15 protein-coding genes are annotated in these 15,966 nt (G+C 68.7%); 8 read left to right on the forward strand and 7 right to left on the reverse strand.

Annotation, left to right across the window (positions count from 1 at the left end):
- Positions 1-57: 57 nt before the first annotated feature.
- Positions 58-1,227, forward strand: a complete 1,170-nt coding sequence (locus ABZ348_RS07565; protein WP_358930333.1) for a cation:proton antiporter — start codon at positions 58-60, stop codon at positions 1,225-1,227.
- On the opposite strand, the gene ABZ348_RS07570 is transcribed toward ABZ348_RS07565, so the two are convergent.
- Positions 1,159-1,650, reverse strand: a complete 492-nt coding sequence (locus tag ABZ348_RS07570) for an ATP-binding protein (protein ID WP_358930334.1) — start codon at positions 1,648-1,650, stop codon at positions 1,159-1,161. The two genes, ABZ348_RS07565 and ABZ348_RS07570, sit on opposite strands and share 69 nt — an antisense overlap.
- Before the next feature lie 113 nt (positions 1,651-1,763).
- On the opposite strand from ABZ348_RS07570, the gene ABZ348_RS07575 reads away from it, so the two are divergent.
- The gene (locus ABZ348_RS07575; protein WP_358930336.1) at positions 1,764-2,612 is read left to right on the forward strand and encodes a helix-turn-helix transcriptional regulator; all 849 of its coding nucleotides are present in this window, start codon (positions 1,764-1,766) and stop codon (positions 2,610-2,612) included.
- On the forward strand, positions 2,572-2,928 hold the full coding sequence (locus ABZ348_RS07580; RefSeq protein WP_358930338.1) for a DUF397 domain-containing protein: 357 nt from the start codon (positions 2,572-2,574) through the stop codon (positions 2,926-2,928). Before ABZ348_RS07575 ends, ABZ348_RS07580 begins: the two co-directional genes overlap by 41 nt.
- 24 nt (positions 2,929-2,952) lie before the next feature.
- On the opposite strand, the gene ABZ348_RS07585 is transcribed toward ABZ348_RS07580, so the two are convergent.
- Entirely contained in the window at positions 2,953-4,098 is a 1,146-nt protein-coding gene (locus ABZ348_RS07585) for a PP2C family protein-serine/threonine phosphatase (protein WP_358930340.1), read from the reverse strand.
- A 550-nt stretch (positions 4,099-4,648) separates the two neighbouring features.
- Between ABZ348_RS07585 and ABZ348_RS07590 the strand changes: the two genes are divergently transcribed.
- Entirely contained in the window at positions 4,649-5,878 is a 1,230-nt protein-coding gene (locus ABZ348_RS07590) for a GNAT family N-acetyltransferase (RefSeq protein WP_358930342.1), read from the forward strand.
- 52 nt (positions 5,879-5,930) lie between these two features.
- Here the strand turns inward: ABZ348_RS07590 and ABZ348_RS07595 are convergent, their stop codons facing one another.
- Positions 5,931-6,749: a DNA-formamidopyrimidine glycosylase family protein gene (locus tag ABZ348_RS07595; protein ID WP_358930344.1), complete on the reverse strand. Its 819-nt coding sequence runs from the start codon at positions 6,747-6,749 to the stop codon at positions 5,931-5,933.
- Between the two features lie 142 nt (positions 6,750-6,891).
- Positions 6,892-7,377, reverse strand: a complete 486-nt coding sequence (locus ABZ348_RS07600) for a ribose-5-phosphate isomerase (RefSeq protein WP_358930346.1) — start codon at positions 7,375-7,377, stop codon at positions 6,892-6,894.
- A 93-nt stretch (positions 7,378-7,470) separates the two neighbouring features.
- Here ABZ348_RS07600 and ABZ348_RS07605 point away from each other — a divergent pair, with 93 nt between their 5' ends.
- Complete coding sequence (locus tag ABZ348_RS07605) at positions 7,471-8,958, forward strand: amino acid permease (RefSeq protein ID WP_358930348.1); 1,488 nt, start codon at positions 7,471-7,473, stop codon at positions 8,956-8,958.
- 109 nt (positions 8,959-9,067) lie between these two features.
- On the opposite strand, the gene ABZ348_RS07610 is transcribed toward ABZ348_RS07605, so the two are convergent.
- Positions 9,068-9,652: a biotin transporter BioY gene (locus ABZ348_RS07610; protein ID WP_358930350.1), complete on the reverse strand. Its 585-nt coding sequence runs from the start codon at positions 9,650-9,652 to the stop codon at positions 9,068-9,070.
- A gap of 504 nt (positions 9,653-10,156) precedes the next feature.
- Here ABZ348_RS07610 and ABZ348_RS07615 point away from each other — a divergent pair.
- Positions 10,157-11,578, forward strand: coding sequence for an amino acid permease (locus ABZ348_RS07615; RefSeq protein WP_358930352.1), 1,422 nt, complete (start codon positions 10,157-10,159; stop codon positions 11,576-11,578).
- A 161-nt stretch (positions 11,579-11,739) separates the two neighbouring features.
- Here ABZ348_RS07615 and ABZ348_RS07620 read toward each other — a convergent pair whose 3' ends face one another.
- A complete protein-coding gene (locus ABZ348_RS07620; protein WP_358930354.1) occupies positions 11,740-12,348 on the reverse strand; it encodes a histidine phosphatase family protein in 609 nt (202 codons plus the stop codon).
- Between the two features lie 97 nt (positions 12,349-12,445).
- Positions 12,446-13,825 carry an FGGY family carbohydrate kinase gene (locus ABZ348_RS07625; RefSeq protein WP_358930356.1) on the reverse strand — a complete coding sequence of 460 codons (1,380 nt, stop codon included), beginning with the start codon at positions 13,823-13,825 and terminating at the stop codon, positions 12,446-12,448.
- A 150-nt stretch (positions 13,826-13,975) separates the two neighbouring features.
- Between ABZ348_RS07625 and ABZ348_RS07630 the strand changes: the two genes are divergently transcribed.
- Positions 13,976-14,758 carry a DeoR/GlpR family DNA-binding transcription regulator gene (locus ABZ348_RS07630; protein ID WP_358930357.1) on the forward strand — a complete coding sequence of 261 codons (783 nt, stop codon included), beginning with the start codon at positions 13,976-13,978 and terminating at the stop codon, positions 14,756-14,758.
- A gap of 121 nt (positions 14,759-14,879) precedes the next feature.
- Positions 14,880-15,893 carry a 2-hydroxyacid dehydrogenase gene (locus tag ABZ348_RS07635; protein ID WP_358930359.1) on the forward strand — a complete coding sequence of 338 codons (1,014 nt, stop codon included), beginning with the start codon at positions 14,880-14,882 and terminating at the stop codon, positions 15,891-15,893.
- Positions 15,894-15,966 lie beyond the last annotated feature (73 nt).

Consider the following 15,966-nt stretch of genomic DNA (forward strand, 5'->3'; position numbering starts at 1 on the left):
TGCTCCCGTTTACACAGTGAGGATGAGCCCATCGGACACGCAGACACCCTCATAGCCATGGGCGGCGCCTTCCTCGCAGCCGCCTTCCTCGCCCGCCTCGGTGGCCGCATCGGTCTGCCGACGATCCCTCTGTTCATCCTGGCCGGCATCCTGCTCGGCCCCCACACTCCCGGCATCGTGCTGCTCTCCGACCCGCACGACCTGGAGATGCTCTCGGCCCTCGGCCTGGTCCTCCTCCTCTTCTACCTGGGCCTCGAATTCCACCTGGACGACCTCAAAGCGGGCGGCCGGAAGATGGCCATCGCCGGTGGCGTCTATCTGCTGCTGAACGTCGGAGCCGGCCTCGGCTTCGGCTTCGCGCTCGGTTGGGGTACGGGCGAAGCCCTGGTGCTCGCCGGTGTCCTCGGCATCTCCTCGTCCGCGATCGTGACGAAGGTCCTCGTGGACCTGGGCCGCATCGGCAACCCCGAGACCAAACCCATCCTCGGAATCATCGTGGTCGAGGACATCTTCCTCGCCCTCTACCTCGCCGCCCTCCAACCCATCCTGTCGGGCGCGGACAGCCTGTCGGCCGCCGTGATGGACGGCGGGAAGGCGTTCGGCTTCCTGCTGCTGCTCGCCCTGGCCGCACGGTTCGGCACCAAGGTCATCGGCCGGTTGATGAACACCCCGGACGATGAACTCCTGGTCATCTCCTTCCTGGGCGCGGCCGTGTTCATGGCCGGAGTCTCGGAGTGGTTCGGGGTCGCGGACGCCATCGGCGCCTTCATGGTCGGTCTGATGCTGGGGAGCACGACCTCCGGGGAACGCATCCTCAAACTGGTCCACCCACTGCGGGACGCCTTCGGCGCCATCTTCTTCTTCGGCTTCGGCCTCTCGATCGACCCGGGCGACCTGCCCTCCGTCCTGTGGCCGGTCCTCGCGGCCGTGGCCGTGACCCTCGCCATGAACGTCCTCGCCGGGCTCGCCGCGGCCCGGATCTACGACTTCGGCCCGGGACCGGCCGCCAACATCTCCACCACCCTGCTCGCCCGCGGTGAGTTCGCGCTGATCCTGGCGACGATGGCGGCAGCCGCCGGCCTGGACAACCGTCTCTCGCCGTTCATCGCGGGATACGTCCTGGTCCTGGCCGTACTGGCGCCCATGGTCGCCGGCAGGTCACACCTGCTCGCCCGTTTCCTGCCGAAGGCGAGGAAACCCGAGCCCGTCCCCTCCCAGGTCGGCTGACACCGAAAGCGGCTGCGGCGCCTCGCACTCGAACCACACGGTCTTGCCGGTCGGCGTCAGCGGTACGACGCCCCAGCGGTCGGCCAGCGCCGCGATCAGCAGCAACCCACGCCCGCCCTCGTCGAGTCCTTCGGGATCGACCGGGGCGGGCGTTCGCGGCAACCCGGGCCCTTCGTCGCTGACCTCGATCCGCACCCCCCAGGGCAGCCGCAGCAGCGCGAGCGCACAGTGCCGCCCGGGCACATGGCGTACGACGTTGGCCAGCAGTTCGGTGAGCCCGAGCCCGACCGTGTCCGCCAAGCCGTCGAGCCCCCAATCGTGAAGGTACGAGCGCGCGATACGGCGAACATGACGGGCGGCATGGTCACCGACAGTGAAGCTCATCCGATAGCTCAGGGATGGCTCCGGGTCGATCAACTGCACGATAACTCCCGATGGTGCACGATTAGTTGGCTCTTTTCCCCTCCTAGACTGCCGCCACACGCTTAGGCTTGACTACCAAAAGTGAGCAACCCTGCCAAACGTTGGGGGCTGGCGTGACTGCTGTTCGAAACCTGGACCCGAGCGCTTCACCGCTCGACTACTACGGCTCGGAATTACGGCGACTGCGCGAAACCGCCGGACTGAGCCAGGCTCAACTCGGATCGATCGTCTTCTGCACCGGCTCGCTCGTGGGCCAGATCGAAACGACGAAGAAGGTCCCGACGCGCGACTTCTCCGAGCGCGTGGACGCGGCCCTCGGCACGGACGGGATGTTCTCCCGACTGGTGGGGCTGGTGCTCCGCAGCCAACTTCCCTCCTGGTTCCAGCCATACGCGGAAATGGAGGCACGCGCCACCTTCATCTCCACGTTCCAGCCACAGTTGGTGTACGGACTCCTTCAGACCGAGGCGTACGCACGAGTCCTCATGAGCGTGGACTGCAAGGACGACCTCGAAGGGAAGGTCGCGGCGCGAATGGAGCGTCAGCGCATCCTGGAACGTCCCAGCCCACCTGCCACGTGGGTGGTGCTCAGCGAGGCCGCACTCCACCAGGAGATCGGTGGCCGGGCAGTGATGCGCAAGCAGCTCTCGCGGCTCCTGGAGCTACGGAATCGGCGCTGGCTGAGCGTCCAAGTCCTGCCGTTTGCCGCAGGAGAACACACCGGCCTGGACGGGTCGTTCAACATCCTGCGATTCGGGGACGATCCAGACATCATCTACACCGAGGACTTCATCCAGGGCCATATGACGGCCAACCCCGAGAGTATCCGAGAGGGTTCGCTCCGTTACGATCGCCTCCAGGCCGCTGCCCTCTCCGTGAGGGATTCAGCGGCGCTGATCGCCCGCGTAATGGAGGAGCGTTATGGGGAGCAACCCGAGTCCGACGAGCGCTCTATGGCGTAAGTCGTCGTTCAGCGGAACCACCGGTGGAAACTGCGTCGAGTGCGCGCCTCTGGGCAATGTGGCCTGGCGGAAGTCGACTTACAGCGGCACCACAGGCGGAGACTGCATAGAGTGCGCGCCCCTCGGTTCGGCCAGCTGGCAGAAGTCCTCGCACAGCGGGGCGTCCCAGAGCCAGTGCGTCGAGGTCGCCGCACAGCCCTGCCGTATCGCCGTCCGTGATTCCAAGGACCCGGGCCGTGGGTCCTTCACGGTCGCGCCCGCGGCGTTCGCGGTCTTCACCGAGGCCGCCTCGCGCGGAGCACTCAACCCCGCGTAGGACGTGGGCCGTGTCTGACGCGGCTTAGGCGTCCCGGCACAGCAACAGCAGTGCCCGGTCGTCGTTGACGTCCTTCGCCACCGTCTCGATGAGATGCCAGGCCGCCCCCTCGAAACCGGAGGAGACATAGCGGTCGGCCTCACCGGTCAGACGGTCCATGCCTTCGCTGAGGTCCTGGCCGGAAGCCTCCACCAGGCCGTCCGTGAAGAGCATCAGCACATCGCCGGGGCGCAGGGAACCCTTCACCGGGTCGAACTGCGCCCCGTCGTACACCCCCAGCAGCGGGCCCTCCCCGGACTTCTCCTCCCACTGGCCGTTGCCCGCGCTGAGCTGGAGCGCCGGGAGGTGGCCGGCGGAGAACAGCTCGTAGTCCCCGGACTCCAGGTCCAGAACGAGATGGATCGAGGTGGCGAAGCCCTCGTCCCAGTTCTGTCTGAGTAGATAGCCGTTGGCCGCATGGAGGAAGCGGTGCGGGGGCAGGGAACCGAGCAGACCGCCGAAGGCGCCGGAGAGCAGCAGGGCGCGCGAAGCCGCGTCCATCCCCTTGCCGGACACATCGGTGAGGACGACTTCGAGCGTACGGCCGCCGTTGGTACGGGCCGCGACCACGAAGTCACCGGAGAAGGACTGGCCGCCCGCGGGCCGCAACGCCATCTCCTGGTGCCAGCCCTTCGGCAGCCGCGGCAGGGCGCTCTGGACGGCGATGCGTTCCCGCAGGTCGAAGAGCATGGTTCCACCGCGTCTCCAGGGGACGCCGACCCGGGCCCGGAACTGCGCGATCAGCAGTCCGAAGAACCCGCAGGCCGCGACGACGAGGACCGTGCCGGGGGTGACCCGGTCGGGGCCGTCGTCATAGGGGCCGAGGTTGAAGGTCTCCACGATCAGGCCCGCGGCGCAGGCCGCGTACAAGCCGAGCAGGCTCGCCGGACGCAGGATCAGCGCGCCCGCGACGATCGGCAGCACCAGAGCGGACGGCGAGATCCACTCGGACTTGGTGATCGTGCCCCAGGTGATGGCCGGAACGGTCAGCAGCAGCCCGGTGAGGGCGACCGTGTCCGAGCCGTCGCCGCGGAAGTAGTCGACCGCGGATTTGCGCAGCGCGATTCTGGCCCGGTGGGTTGCCTTGCGCCACCGGGCCCCCAGGGAGTCTGCTGCTCTGCCACGGACCATTGTCGTGTGACCTTATCGACCCATAGCCCGTTCGTGCAGGGGGACCCCTATGACAATGCGTTCGAAATCGGGTCGCTCTGTCGACGTATCGGTAGATAGTCATGGCATATGACAACTGCTGTATGGCTCCTACACCCTGACGGTTCCACAGATGCGCGCACCCCGCCTGACCTGGCCTTCCGTCAGGACCGCGAGGGTTCCATCCCGGGGTGGTGACGTCTACCACAGGCACGGACTGGTGTCCGATCGAGGCCCGGAAGGGGTGAAATTAAGCCGGAACGCCCGCCTCGTACAGTTGGCGCCTGTCGGCGCCCAACGATGTAATGGTCCAGACCAGGCATCGAGTCCAAGAGGCGCATGGTAAATCCGGCCATCGCCCGCGTGCGGGAACGGGACAGATGGCGTCGGACCCCGCTGCTGTGATTGATACCACGCCGATGCGGGCCACCGGGCCCGAAGCCGGTCAATGACCCGCTCACCCGCGCGAAAGTCTCCCGACACCCCGAAAATTCGTTCGCCGATCCCGGTCGCACTTTGTTAGGCATGACGGATGAGCGTTGAGCTGCGAGTCCTCGAAACGTCCGAATGGGACGAGTGGTACGAGGGATTGGAGCAGGCCTTCGGAGGCGTGCGGCAGTCCCAGGAGAAGCGGGACCTCATCAGAGAACTGACCGATCCGGCGCGCTCGCTCGGAGTGTGGGACGGGTCGGTGTCCGTGGGCACCGCGGGTTCCTTCGGCTTCGACGTCACCGTGCCGGGCGGGTCGGCGGTCCGCATGGCCGGAGTGAGCGAGGTGAGCGTCGCCTCCACCCATCGGCGCCGCGGGGTGCTCACCTCGATGATGCGCCGCCAGCTCGACGACCTACGGGAGTGGGGCGAGCCGCTGGCCGTCCTCACCGCCTCCGAACCCGCCATCTACGGGCGCTTCGGCTACGGCACCGCGAGCTGGCAGCTGATCGCGGAGATCGACACCTCCCGCGTGCGCTTCCCGGAGCCCGAGCGCCCCGACGGCATCACCCTGCGCAAGGTGAAGCCCATGGACGCCCTCGCGATCTGTGAGGCGATCTACGCGCGCAAGCTGCCCGAGCGCCCGGGCATGATCGCCCGACTGCCCGACTGGGACCGTCTTCAGGTGCTGGACGCATCCGAGGACAAGGCGGGCGCGTCGGACCTACAGTGCGTGCTCGCCGAACGGGACGGCGAGGTGGTCGGCTTTACCCGCTTCCGCAATCGTCCCGCCTGGGACGAGGCCGGCCCCAAGGGCTCCATCCAACTGACCGATCTCTACGCGCTGGACCCGGCCGCGGACGCCGCGCTCTGGCGATTCCTCGCCGGAATCGACCTCACGTCGTCGATCCGGATGGAGAACCGACCGGTCGACGACCCCTGGCAGCATCTCGTCTCCGATGTGCGGCGCTGCAACGTCCGCATCTGGGACGGTCTGTACGTGCGGCTGATCGAGGTCGGCACCGCACTCGCGGCCCGCTCCTACCGCACCCCCGTGGATCTCGTGATCGAGGTGGAAGACGCCTTCTGCCCCTGGAACGAAGGGCGTTGGCGGCTCTCCGGAGACACCAAGGGCGCAGTCTGCGAGCGGACGGCGGACGCCGCCGATCTGGTGCTGTCCGTACGGGAGCTGGGCGCGGCCTACCTCGGCGGGATCTCGCTGACGGCGCTCGCCGCGTCCGGTCGGGTGCGCGAGGTCCGCAGCGGTGCGCTCGCAGAGGCCGCCGCCGGATTCGGCAGCGATGTGGCGCCCTGGCTGCCGCACAACTTCTAACGACGTTGGACGCTCGTCCCCCGGTCGCTGTGGCCGGGCCGGGGGACGGGCCCTAACCCGCCGTGGTCACCTGGCAGTGCGGGCACCAGAAGAGATTGCGCGCAGCGAGGTCGGCGGTACGGATCTCGGTGGCGCAGATGTGACAGGGCAACTGCGCGCGGCGGTAGACGTACACCTCACCCCCGTGGTCGTCGACGCGCGGCGGCCGGTCCATGGCCTCGGGGGTGTGCTCGGGCCGGACGGTGTCGATGCGGTTGTTGCGCACACCCTCGCGCATCAGCGCCACCAGATCGGCCCAGATGAGGTCCCATTCGGCGCGCTCGATGTCCCTGCCAGCGCGGTAGGGGTCGATGTTGTGCCGGAACAGCACCTCGGCGCGGTAGACGTTCCCCACACCCGAGATGATCTTCTGGTCGAGCAGGAGCGCGGCGATGGTCGTACGGGAACGGGAGATCCGGGCGAAGGCCCGGCCGGGGTCGTCGTCGGCGCGCAGCGGGTCCGGGCCGAGGCGTTCGTGTATCGCGGCCTTCTCGCCGTCGGTGATCAGCGCACAGGTGGTCGGACCGCGCAGGTCCATATAGCCGTCGGGGGTCGCGAGGCGCAGCCGGACGGTGTCGGTGGGCGGCGGTGCGGGCGCGTCCCCCAGGTCGACCTTGCCGAACAGCCCGAGATGGATGTGGACCCAGCCGAGCGGGCCGAAGCCGAGGAACAGGTGCTTGCCGTGGGCCTCGGCCGCGTCCATGACCTGGCCGTCGATCAGGGCGGCCGAGTCGGAGAACTTGCCCTGGGGGCTGGTGATGCGCAGGGCTCGATCGAGGAAGCGCTCGCGGTGGTCCTGCGCGAGACGGTGGATGGTGTGGCCTTCGGGCACGGGAGTCGATCCTTGGTGCTGGTCCGCTGCGGAGACTCCCATTGTGCCCCGGGCGCGCCTCGCTTCCGTGCCTCAACCGCTCCCCCGGCGCCAAGAACGAGCGCCCCACAGGTGGAACCTGGGGGCGCCGGGGCTGATGGGGTTACGGCTGAGGGTGGTGGGCCGGGATCGGGGGGAGTTCACCCGTGTTCTCGTACGCCGTCAGCATCTCGATCCGGCGCGTGTGGCGCTCTTCGTTCGAGTACGGCGTGTTGAGGAAGATCTCGACGAACTTCGTCGACTCCTCCACCGTGTGCATTCGGCCACCGACGGCGACCACGTTGGCGTTGTTGTGCTCGCGCCCGAGGGCGGCGGTCTGCTCGCTCCAGGCGAGTGCGGCCCGGACGCCCTTGACCTTGTTCGCGGCGATCTGCTCGCCGTTGCCCGACCCGCCGATCACGATGCCGAGGCTGTCGGGGTCGGCGGCCGTACGCTCCGCGGCACGGAGGCAGAACGGCGGGTAGTCGTCCTGGGCGTCATAGATGTGGGGTCCGCAGTCGACGGGGTCATGGCCATGGGCCGTGAGCCACTCGACGAGGTGGTTCTTGAGTTCGTAGCCAGCATGGTCGGAACCGATGTACACGCGCATAAGGGGAGTGTGGCACGCGAATGGGCGGGTAGCCGTCAGCGGGGTCAGCACCTGAATGCACCGCACACGATTCTCGAACCAAAGGAATCAACTATGACCTCGCAGCAAACCCTTCCAAAAGAAGGTGAGCAACCAGAGGAGCCTTCACAGTCTCAGTCGTCGGATGAGTTGAAGGCCGGACTAAAGAACCGACATCTCTCCATGATCGCCATCGGTGGAGTGATCGGCGCGGGGCTGTTCGTGGGCTCGGGCGCGGGCATCGCGGCGGCGGGTCCGGCGATCCTCCTGTCGTACGCGCTCGTCGGTCTGATGGTCGTCCTCGTGATGCGGATGCTCGGCGAGATGGCCGCCGCGAACCCGGCGTCGGGCTCGTTCTCGGAGTACGCCGACCGTGCGATCGGACGCTGGGCCGGGTTCTCGATCGGCTGGCTCTACTGGTTCTTCTGGGTGGTCGTCCTCGCGGTCGAGGCGACGGCCGGCGCGGTGATCCTGGAGGGATGGATTCCAGCCGTTCCCCAGTGGGCGTGGGCGCTGTTGGTGATGGTCGTGCTGACCGCGACCAATTTGGCCTCGGTGGGGTCGTACGGCGAGTTTGAGTTCTGGTTCGCCGGGATCAAAGTGGTGGCGATCGGGGCATTCGTGGCGATCGGACTGCTGGCCGTCTTCGGGCTGCTGCCCGGTTCGGACAATCCGGGCAAGGGGTTCGCGCATCTGACCGATTCCGGGGGCTTCTTCCCCGAGGGGTACGGGGCGATCCTCACCGGTGTGCTGATGGTCGTCTTCTCGTTCATGGGCAGCGAGATCGTGACGTTGGCCGCCGGCGAGTCGGCCGACCCCCAGCGTGCGGTGCGGAAGGCGACCAACAGCGTGATCTGGCGGATCGCCGTGTTCTACCTCGGGTCGATCTTCGTCGTACTGACCCTGCTCCCCTGGGACAGCAAGGCCATCACCGAGGACGGCTCGTACATCGCCGCGCTGAACTCCATCGGCATTCCGCACGCCGGTCAGATCATGAACTTCATCGTGCTCACGGCGGTGCTCTCGTGCCTGAACTCGGGCCTGTACACGGCCTCGCGCATGGCGTTCTCCCTGGGCAAGCGCGGTGACGCCCCCGGGGCCTTCGCCCGGACCGACAGCCGTGGCGTGCCGCGGGCAGCGATCCTGGCCTCCGTGCTGTTCGGCTTTGTCGCGGTCTTCTTCAACTACCGCTGGCCCGACACGGTCTTCGCGTTCCTGCTGAACTCGTCGGGCGCGGTCGCGCTGTTCGTCTGGCTGGTGATTTGCTGCACGCAGTTGCGGATGCGCCGGATCATCGAGCGCGAGGCCCCGGAGAAGTTGGTCGTCCGCATGTGGCTGTTCCCCTGGCTGACGCGGGTGACGATCGGAATGATCCTCTTTGTGATCGTCTACATGCTCTTCGATGACACCGGACGGGAACAGATGCTGCTGTCGCTGCTGGTCGCGGCGCTGGTGGTGGCCGTCGCCGTCTGGCGCGACCGCACCGGAGGCGGCAGGGGAAGCGGGGGCAAGGCCCCCCGGTCCGAGCCGGCCCCCACGACGGGTGATCCGACCCGTACCTGACGCGACGTCTTCCCTCGGCGGTCATGCGACCGGCCGTACGGGGTCTGTCACGACAGACCCCGTACGGCCGGGGAAACGTTTCATCCGACCATAGGGCCGGGTCCTCGGTTCAGCCTCGGCGGCCGATCAGCTTCCAGGCCGTGGGCAGGGCGCCCATCGCCAGCGCGGCCTTGAGGGCGTCACCGATGAGGAACGGGGTCAGGCCGGCCGCGATCGCCTGGGAGAGCGTCATTCCGGTGGACAGGGCCAGATAGGGCACGCCGATCGCGTAGATGATCACCGAGCCGACGACCATCGTGCCGGCGGTCCGCAGGACGGAACGGTCGGCGCCGCGGCGGGCGAGGGCTCCCACGACGGTGGCCGCGAGCAACATGCCGAGGATGTAGCCGAAGGACGGCATCGACCAGCCCGACGCGCCTTCTGCGAACCACGGCACGCCCGCCATGCCGGCCAACGCGTAGAGCAGGAGCGACAGCAGACCGCGCTGGGCACCGAGCGCGGTACCGACCAGGAGGGCGGCGAACGTCTGACCCGAGACCGGGACCGGGGAGCCGGGGACGGGCAGGGCGATCTGGGCGGCGATGCCCGTGAGCGCGGCACCCCCGACCACGAGGGCTATGTCCCGGGTGCGGGAGGCGGGCAGCAGGTCTGCGAGGACCGCGCCCGAACGTGAGGTGGCTGTGGCAGTGCTCATCGGGACTCCGCGTGGCGAGGGAAGGCGAGGGAAGGTGTAGGCAGAAGCAAGGAATCGGTGAAGCACAGTGACCGTAGCCCAGGGGCGAACGATCGTTCACCGTCAGCCATCGACAAGGGCGATACGGCCACTTCATTGGAAATGAACAAACGCGCCGGTACACCCATCCCGGGGGGTGACCCTCGTCACTGAGGTGGGGCCGCGTTCGCTCGTCCACACCCAACCAGGGCGTCTGTAGGTTTTCACTAAAGCGCCCGAGCGTTCACATCCGTCGGGACGGGGCAGACGGATGGACGCCTTGTGTAAAATTCGTGCCCGTATAGCGGACATACGTTCCCAGTTAGCGGGCACCATGCTCAGACTTGCTCGTCACCCGCGCATCACCCGCTAGAGCAGCCGCTGTATCGGCCGCCGCACGCCTCCCCGCACGCCCCCTGCACATATCTCGCATGTATCCCCCGCACGTCTCCCGCACATCTGCCGCCAAGGAAACAGGGCACTCCCATGTCTCGGACCTCCGCGCCACCGCCCGTCGACCGCCGCCCGGACGACGTGACGCTCTCGCCCGGACTCAAGCAGCGCCATCTGTCGATGATCGCCCTCGGTGGAGTGATCGGCGCCGGGCTGTTCGTGGGCTCGGGCGCCGGCATCGCCAAGGCGGGGCCCTCCATCGTCATCGCGTACGCCCTGTCCGGGCTGCTCGTGATGCTGGTGATGCGGATGCTCGGCGAGATGTCCGCGGCCAACCCCGCCTCCGGATCGTTCTCAGTGCACGCCGAGCGGGCCATCGGACCCTGGGCAGGATTCACCGCGGGGTGGGCGTTCTGGTTCCTGCTCTGCGTGGCCGTGGGCCTGGAGGCGATCGGCGCGGCCAAGATCATGACGGGCTGGCTGCCGGGCACGCCCGAGTGGGCCTGGGTGGCCCTGTTCATGCTGGTCTTCTGCGTCACGAACCTCGCGGCCGTCAAGAATTTTGGTGAATTCGAGTTCTGGTTTGCCGCCTTGAAGGTTCTGGCGATCATCCTCTTCCTGGTGATCGGCGGCCTCGCGATCGCCGGACTGCTCCCCGGCTCGGACGCTCCGGGCACGGCCAACCTCTCCGGTGACGGCGGCTTCATGCCGATGGGCGTCGACGGTCTGGTGGTCGGACTGCTCGCCTCCCTCTTCGCGTACGGCGGTCTGGAGACCGTCACCATCGCGGCGGCCGAGTCCAAGGACCCGGTGCGCGGGGTCGCCAAGGCCGTGCGCACCGCGATGTGGCGGATCGCCGTCTTCTACATCGGCTCCATGGCGGTCATCGTCACGCTGGTGCCGTGGAACGACCCGAAGGTCGTGGAGAAGGGCCCGTACGTGGCGACCCTCGACCACCTGGGCATCCCCGGTGCCGGTCAGATCATGAACGTGGTCGTGCTCATCGCCCTGCTCTCCGCGATGAACGCCAACATCTACGGCGCGTCCCGGATGGCGTGTTCCCTGGTCGCCCGCGGCCAGGGCCCGCAGGCACTCGGACGGGCGTCGGGCGGAGTGCCGCGGGCCGCGGTGCTGTTCTCCTCCGTCGTCGGCTTCGGCTGCGTCCTGCTGAGCTACTGGCGCCCCGACGACGTCTTCATGTGGCTGCTCAACATGGTCGGCGCGATCATCCTCATCGTCTGGATCTTCATCGCGATCTCCCAACTGATCCTGCGGCGCAGGACCGAGCGCGAGGACCCGTCGCGGCTCGTGGTCCGGATGTGGTGGTACCCGGTCCTGACCTGGTTGGCGCTGGCCGGGATGGCGGCGGTGTTCGTCCTGATGGCCAGGGAGGCGGACACCCGGACGCAGTTGCTGTCCTCGGGCGGGCTGACGCTCGCACTCGCCGTGATCGGATACGTACGACAGACGGCCGGAGCGCGCAGGGCCGCCGAGGCCGGGGCCACCACGGACTGAGCGCTGTGGGCACGGCGGCTGCCCGAGCGCCGAACAGTCAGACATCAGCGGAATTCCCCACGGAACCGCCTCAGCGCAGAATGGTATGACGAACCGCTTTACTGTCATGAAAACGCATGAGACGGATTGCCCCCGAATACCAGCGGATAGGAGCGACTCTTCTATGCGCACGGCACATTGAGCGAGAACAGCGCGCACTCCTCCGTTCCCAACCGGATTTCACTCACCGCGGTATTGCGCAACGCCGGGAAGGTACGGCGGTAGTTGCGCAGGGGCACGGACAGCAACTCGCACAGCACCAACCGGAGCAGCGTGTTGTGCGCCACCACCAGCACCCGCCCGCCGTCGTGCTCCGAAGCGATCCGGCGCAGCGCCCCCGCTCCCCTGAGCGCCGCCGCCGCCGGATCCTCAGCCCCGGGAAAGGGATGCGCCACCGGGTCTGCGGTGAACGCCGCCGCGGCCCCGGGGTGCTCGGCCGCGAACTCGGCGAGCGTGCGCCCCTCCACCACCCCGAAATCACACTCCCGGAGGTCGTGTTCACGCCTCGGGACGAGATCGAGTGCGGCGGCGGCCGGTGCGGCGGTCGCGACGGCGCGGGAGAGCGTCGACGTCCAGATCGCGTCGATCGGGGTGCGAGCCGCCCAACGGCCCAGACGACGGGCCTGGTCGCGGCCCTCGTCGGTGAGGGGCACCTCACTGATGCCCGCATAGCGGTTCTCCGCGTGCCACACGGTCTGGCCGTGTCGAGCCAGCAACAGGGTCGCGCTCATGGGGACTCCCTCATCCGGTCGGTGACTTCCCGTCCCATGGTCTGCTGCCGTGGCTCTGCGGGCGCCCGGCAACCGGGCAGCCCGGACCCCTCGGTGTTCACGGCGCGCTCTGGGTGCGCGCCTTCTCGGTACGTGCCCGGGCGTGGGCCGCGACCGATCCCGGCAGCCAGCCCCGCCGCTCCAACTCCGCCACCAGGGCCAGATAGGGCTCGGTGAACCGGCCGCCGCCGCGCGGTGCGAACTCCTCCCCCGGACGGACCATGCGCTGCGCCACCGCAGCGAGGGACGCCGTTCCGTGGATGCCGTACGCGGCCAGGACCGCCATGCCGAGCGCGGGTTCGGCACAGACGGGGACGCGCATGGTCCGGCCCGACACCTCCGCGCGCAGCCGGGTCCAGTACGCGCTGCGCACGGCACCTCCCGTACAGGTCAGTGCCCCGTCCACGGGCGCGCCCAACAGGTCCAGGTAGTCCAGGCACAGCCGCTCCACGAGCGCGACCCCTTGGAGGAGGGCGGCCCAGTGGTCCGCGTCCGACGTCGGGGTGCCCAGCAGGAAGGGCTTGGCTCCGGGCGCCAGGAAGGGGAAGCGTTCGCCCTGCCCGACCAGGGGGTACGCCACCGCTGCCGCCGGCTCGTGCGCCGCCGCCAGAGCATCGAGGGCAGCGGGGTCGGCCTCGGGGAACGCCGAGCGCAGTGCTCCACCGCCGACGCCCGAGGCGCCGCCGGGGAGCCAGACGCCATCCGGCGAGCGATGGCTGTAGACCACTCCGGACGGGTCGCGCAGGGGCGTGGCCGTGACCCCCTTGAGGACGAGGGTGGTGCCCAGCACGGCGTTCCAGGAGCCCACCGTCAGCGCACCGGAGGCGATCTGTGCGGCGCAGCCGTCGGTCATCCCGGCGACGATCGCGGTCCCCGCCGCGATGCCCGTCTCGGCGGCTGCGGCCCGGTCCACCTCGCCGATGACGGTGCCGGGCCGCACCACGTCGGGCAGTTCGGCGGTCGGCACGCCCGGGGCGTCGAAGACCTCACGTTCGGGGTCGTACCCCGTCTTCAGGGCGTGGCTGGAGTCGGTGGGCAGCGGTCGACCTGCGAGGCGGGAGGCGATCAGATCGGCCTGATGGGTGACCCGTCCGGGGCCGTACTGCGACCGCAGCCACAGGGCACGGCCGGGGCCGCGGCCCGGTGCCCGGCCGTCGTCGTACATCAGGGCGTGCGTGGTGGCCCGGCCGTGGCGATCGGTCAGCAGGACCGTGCCCGACGTGGAGCAGATCGCGAGTGCCCGGGGACGGTGGCCGTTGCGCAGGGCGGCTCGACAGGCCGCGACCACAGCCGTCCACCAGTCGTCCGACGACTGCTCGTGGCGATCGCCCGTGCGGTGGGAGACCAGGGGGGCCGAGCCGCTGCCGTGGACGGTGCCCGCGTCGTCCACGACCACCGCGCGGACGCCCTGCGTCCCGAGGTCGATGCCCATCCACATAACTTCCCCTTAAGGCCATAACCCTTTTCACGTTGCTTTATGAGAAGTTCTCATGTTGCGCCGAGAAAAACCGCTGCGCGAAGCATTGACGCCCCCCTTTGACTGACTCAAGCTCTGAGGCGATTCAAGCCATCGGGCGTGGGAGGTCGGATGGGACGGCAACGCCCCGCGTTACGCAGGGAGGCGATAGCCGACCATGTGTTGGCGCGGGGCGAGGCCGCCGCTGCGGAACTCGCCGAGCGGTTCGGCGTCAGCCTCATGACCGTGCACCGCGATTTGGACGAACTGGAGCGCCAAGGGGTCGTCCGCAAGTTCCATGGCGGCGTCACCGCTCAGCCGTCCGGTGTCTTCGAATCAAATGTGGCGTACCGCATGAAGTCGATGCGCCGGGAGAAAGCGGCTGTGGCGGCGCGGGCTCTGGATCTCATCGAACCGGGTATGGCGGTGATGATCGACGACTCGTCCACCGTTTTGGAACTGGCCCGGCAACTGGGCGGGGTGGCCCCGCTGACGGTGGTGACGAACTTCCTGGAGGCACTCACCCTGCTCTCCACCGAGCGCGGCATCCATCTGATTGCGCTCGGAGGCGACTACGATCCGCTGCACTCCTCCTTCCTCGGGGTCTCGTGTGTGGAGGCCGTGCAGTCGCTGCGGGCCGACATCTCCTTCACCTCGACGTCGGCGGCGTCCGCAGGGTTCGCGTACCACCAGGAGCAGCACATCGTGTCCGTGAAGCGCGCCATGCTCGATTCGGCGGCCAGGAACATCCTCCTGCTCGACCACAGCAAGCTCGGGCGGACCGCGCTCCACCGGCTCGCCCCGCTCTCCCGCTTCGATCTGGTGCTCATCGACGACGGTGCACCGGCCGACGCGTTGCGCGAACTCGACGAGCACCAGATCCCCTATCAGGTCTGCGCGCTGGGCGAGGTCTAGGGGCTGTCTGACACAGAGCGTTGTGCGCCCCCAGGGGCCTTCCCTGCGCATCAGGCCGGCCCCAGCCGCCACCGAGCACAGGCCATGAACGATCTCGCGAACGATCACGCGGAGGAACTGCATGAAAGTCCTGGCTGCCGGCGACCACTTCGTCCGCAACTCCCTGATCGCCGAGGCCCTGCGCCAGGACCTCGCCGACTCCTCGCTGGAGCTCACCGAACTCACCCTGCCCTGGCCGATCGAGCCGTTCGGGCAGGTCGGCGAGGTCGATGAGGCGAGCGACGTCGAAGACGCCCTGATCCGGGCGCTGGACGGGGTGGAGGTGTGCATCACCCAGATGGCCCCCTTCACGGAACGGGTCCTCAAAGCGGCCCCGGACCTCAAACTCATCGCGGTCTGTCGCGGCGGCCCGGTGAACGTCAACGCGGACGCGGCCAGGGAACGCGGGGTGAGGGTCTGTTACGCCCCCGGGCGCAACGCTGCGGCGACGGCGGAGTTCACGATCGGACTGATGCTCTCCGCCCTACGGCGCATCCCGGAGGCGCACGGCGCACTGACCGGGTCCGGCGGCTGGGACGGCTCGTACTACACGTACGAACGCAGCGGTCTGGAGTTGGAGGACACGCCCGTGGGCCTCATCGGCTACGGGGCGGTGGGCAGTCGGGTGGCCCGGGTGCTGGGTGCCTTCGGCGCCGAGGTGGAGGTGTACGACCCGTATGTGCGCGGCGATGTGCGGGGCATCCGGACGCCGTCGCTGGAAGCGCTGCTGTCGCGGTCCCGGGTGCTGACCCTGCACGCCCGGCTGACGCCCCAGACGCGGGGTCTGATCGGGGCCCGTGAACTGTCGATGCTGCCCCGGGGCGCGGTGCTGGTGAACGCGGCACGCGGCGGGCTCGTGGACACGGAAGCCCTGTGCGACGCCCTGGACAGCGGACAGTTGGGCGCGGCGGCCCTCGACACCTTCGAGGAGGAGCCGCTGCGGCCGGGCTCACGACTGCTGTCGACGCCGAACGTGGTGCTGACCCCGCACGTGGCCGGGGCGAGTCAGGCGGTGGCGCGGAAGGCGGCCCGGATCGCGGCGGCCGAAGTGGTGCGGTACGCGAAGGGCCAGCCGCCCGCGAACGCGCTGCCGTAGGAGGGGCATCCGCTCCGGAGAACCTGCCTCCGTCCGGCCGTGCGCGGACCGGCGGAGGCCACGGCGGGGCCGG

It is taken from the genome of Streptomyces sp. NPDC005963 (genome assembly GCF_040638655.1).
GTDB lineage: Bacteria > Actinomycetota > Actinomycetes > Streptomycetales > Streptomycetaceae > Streptomyces.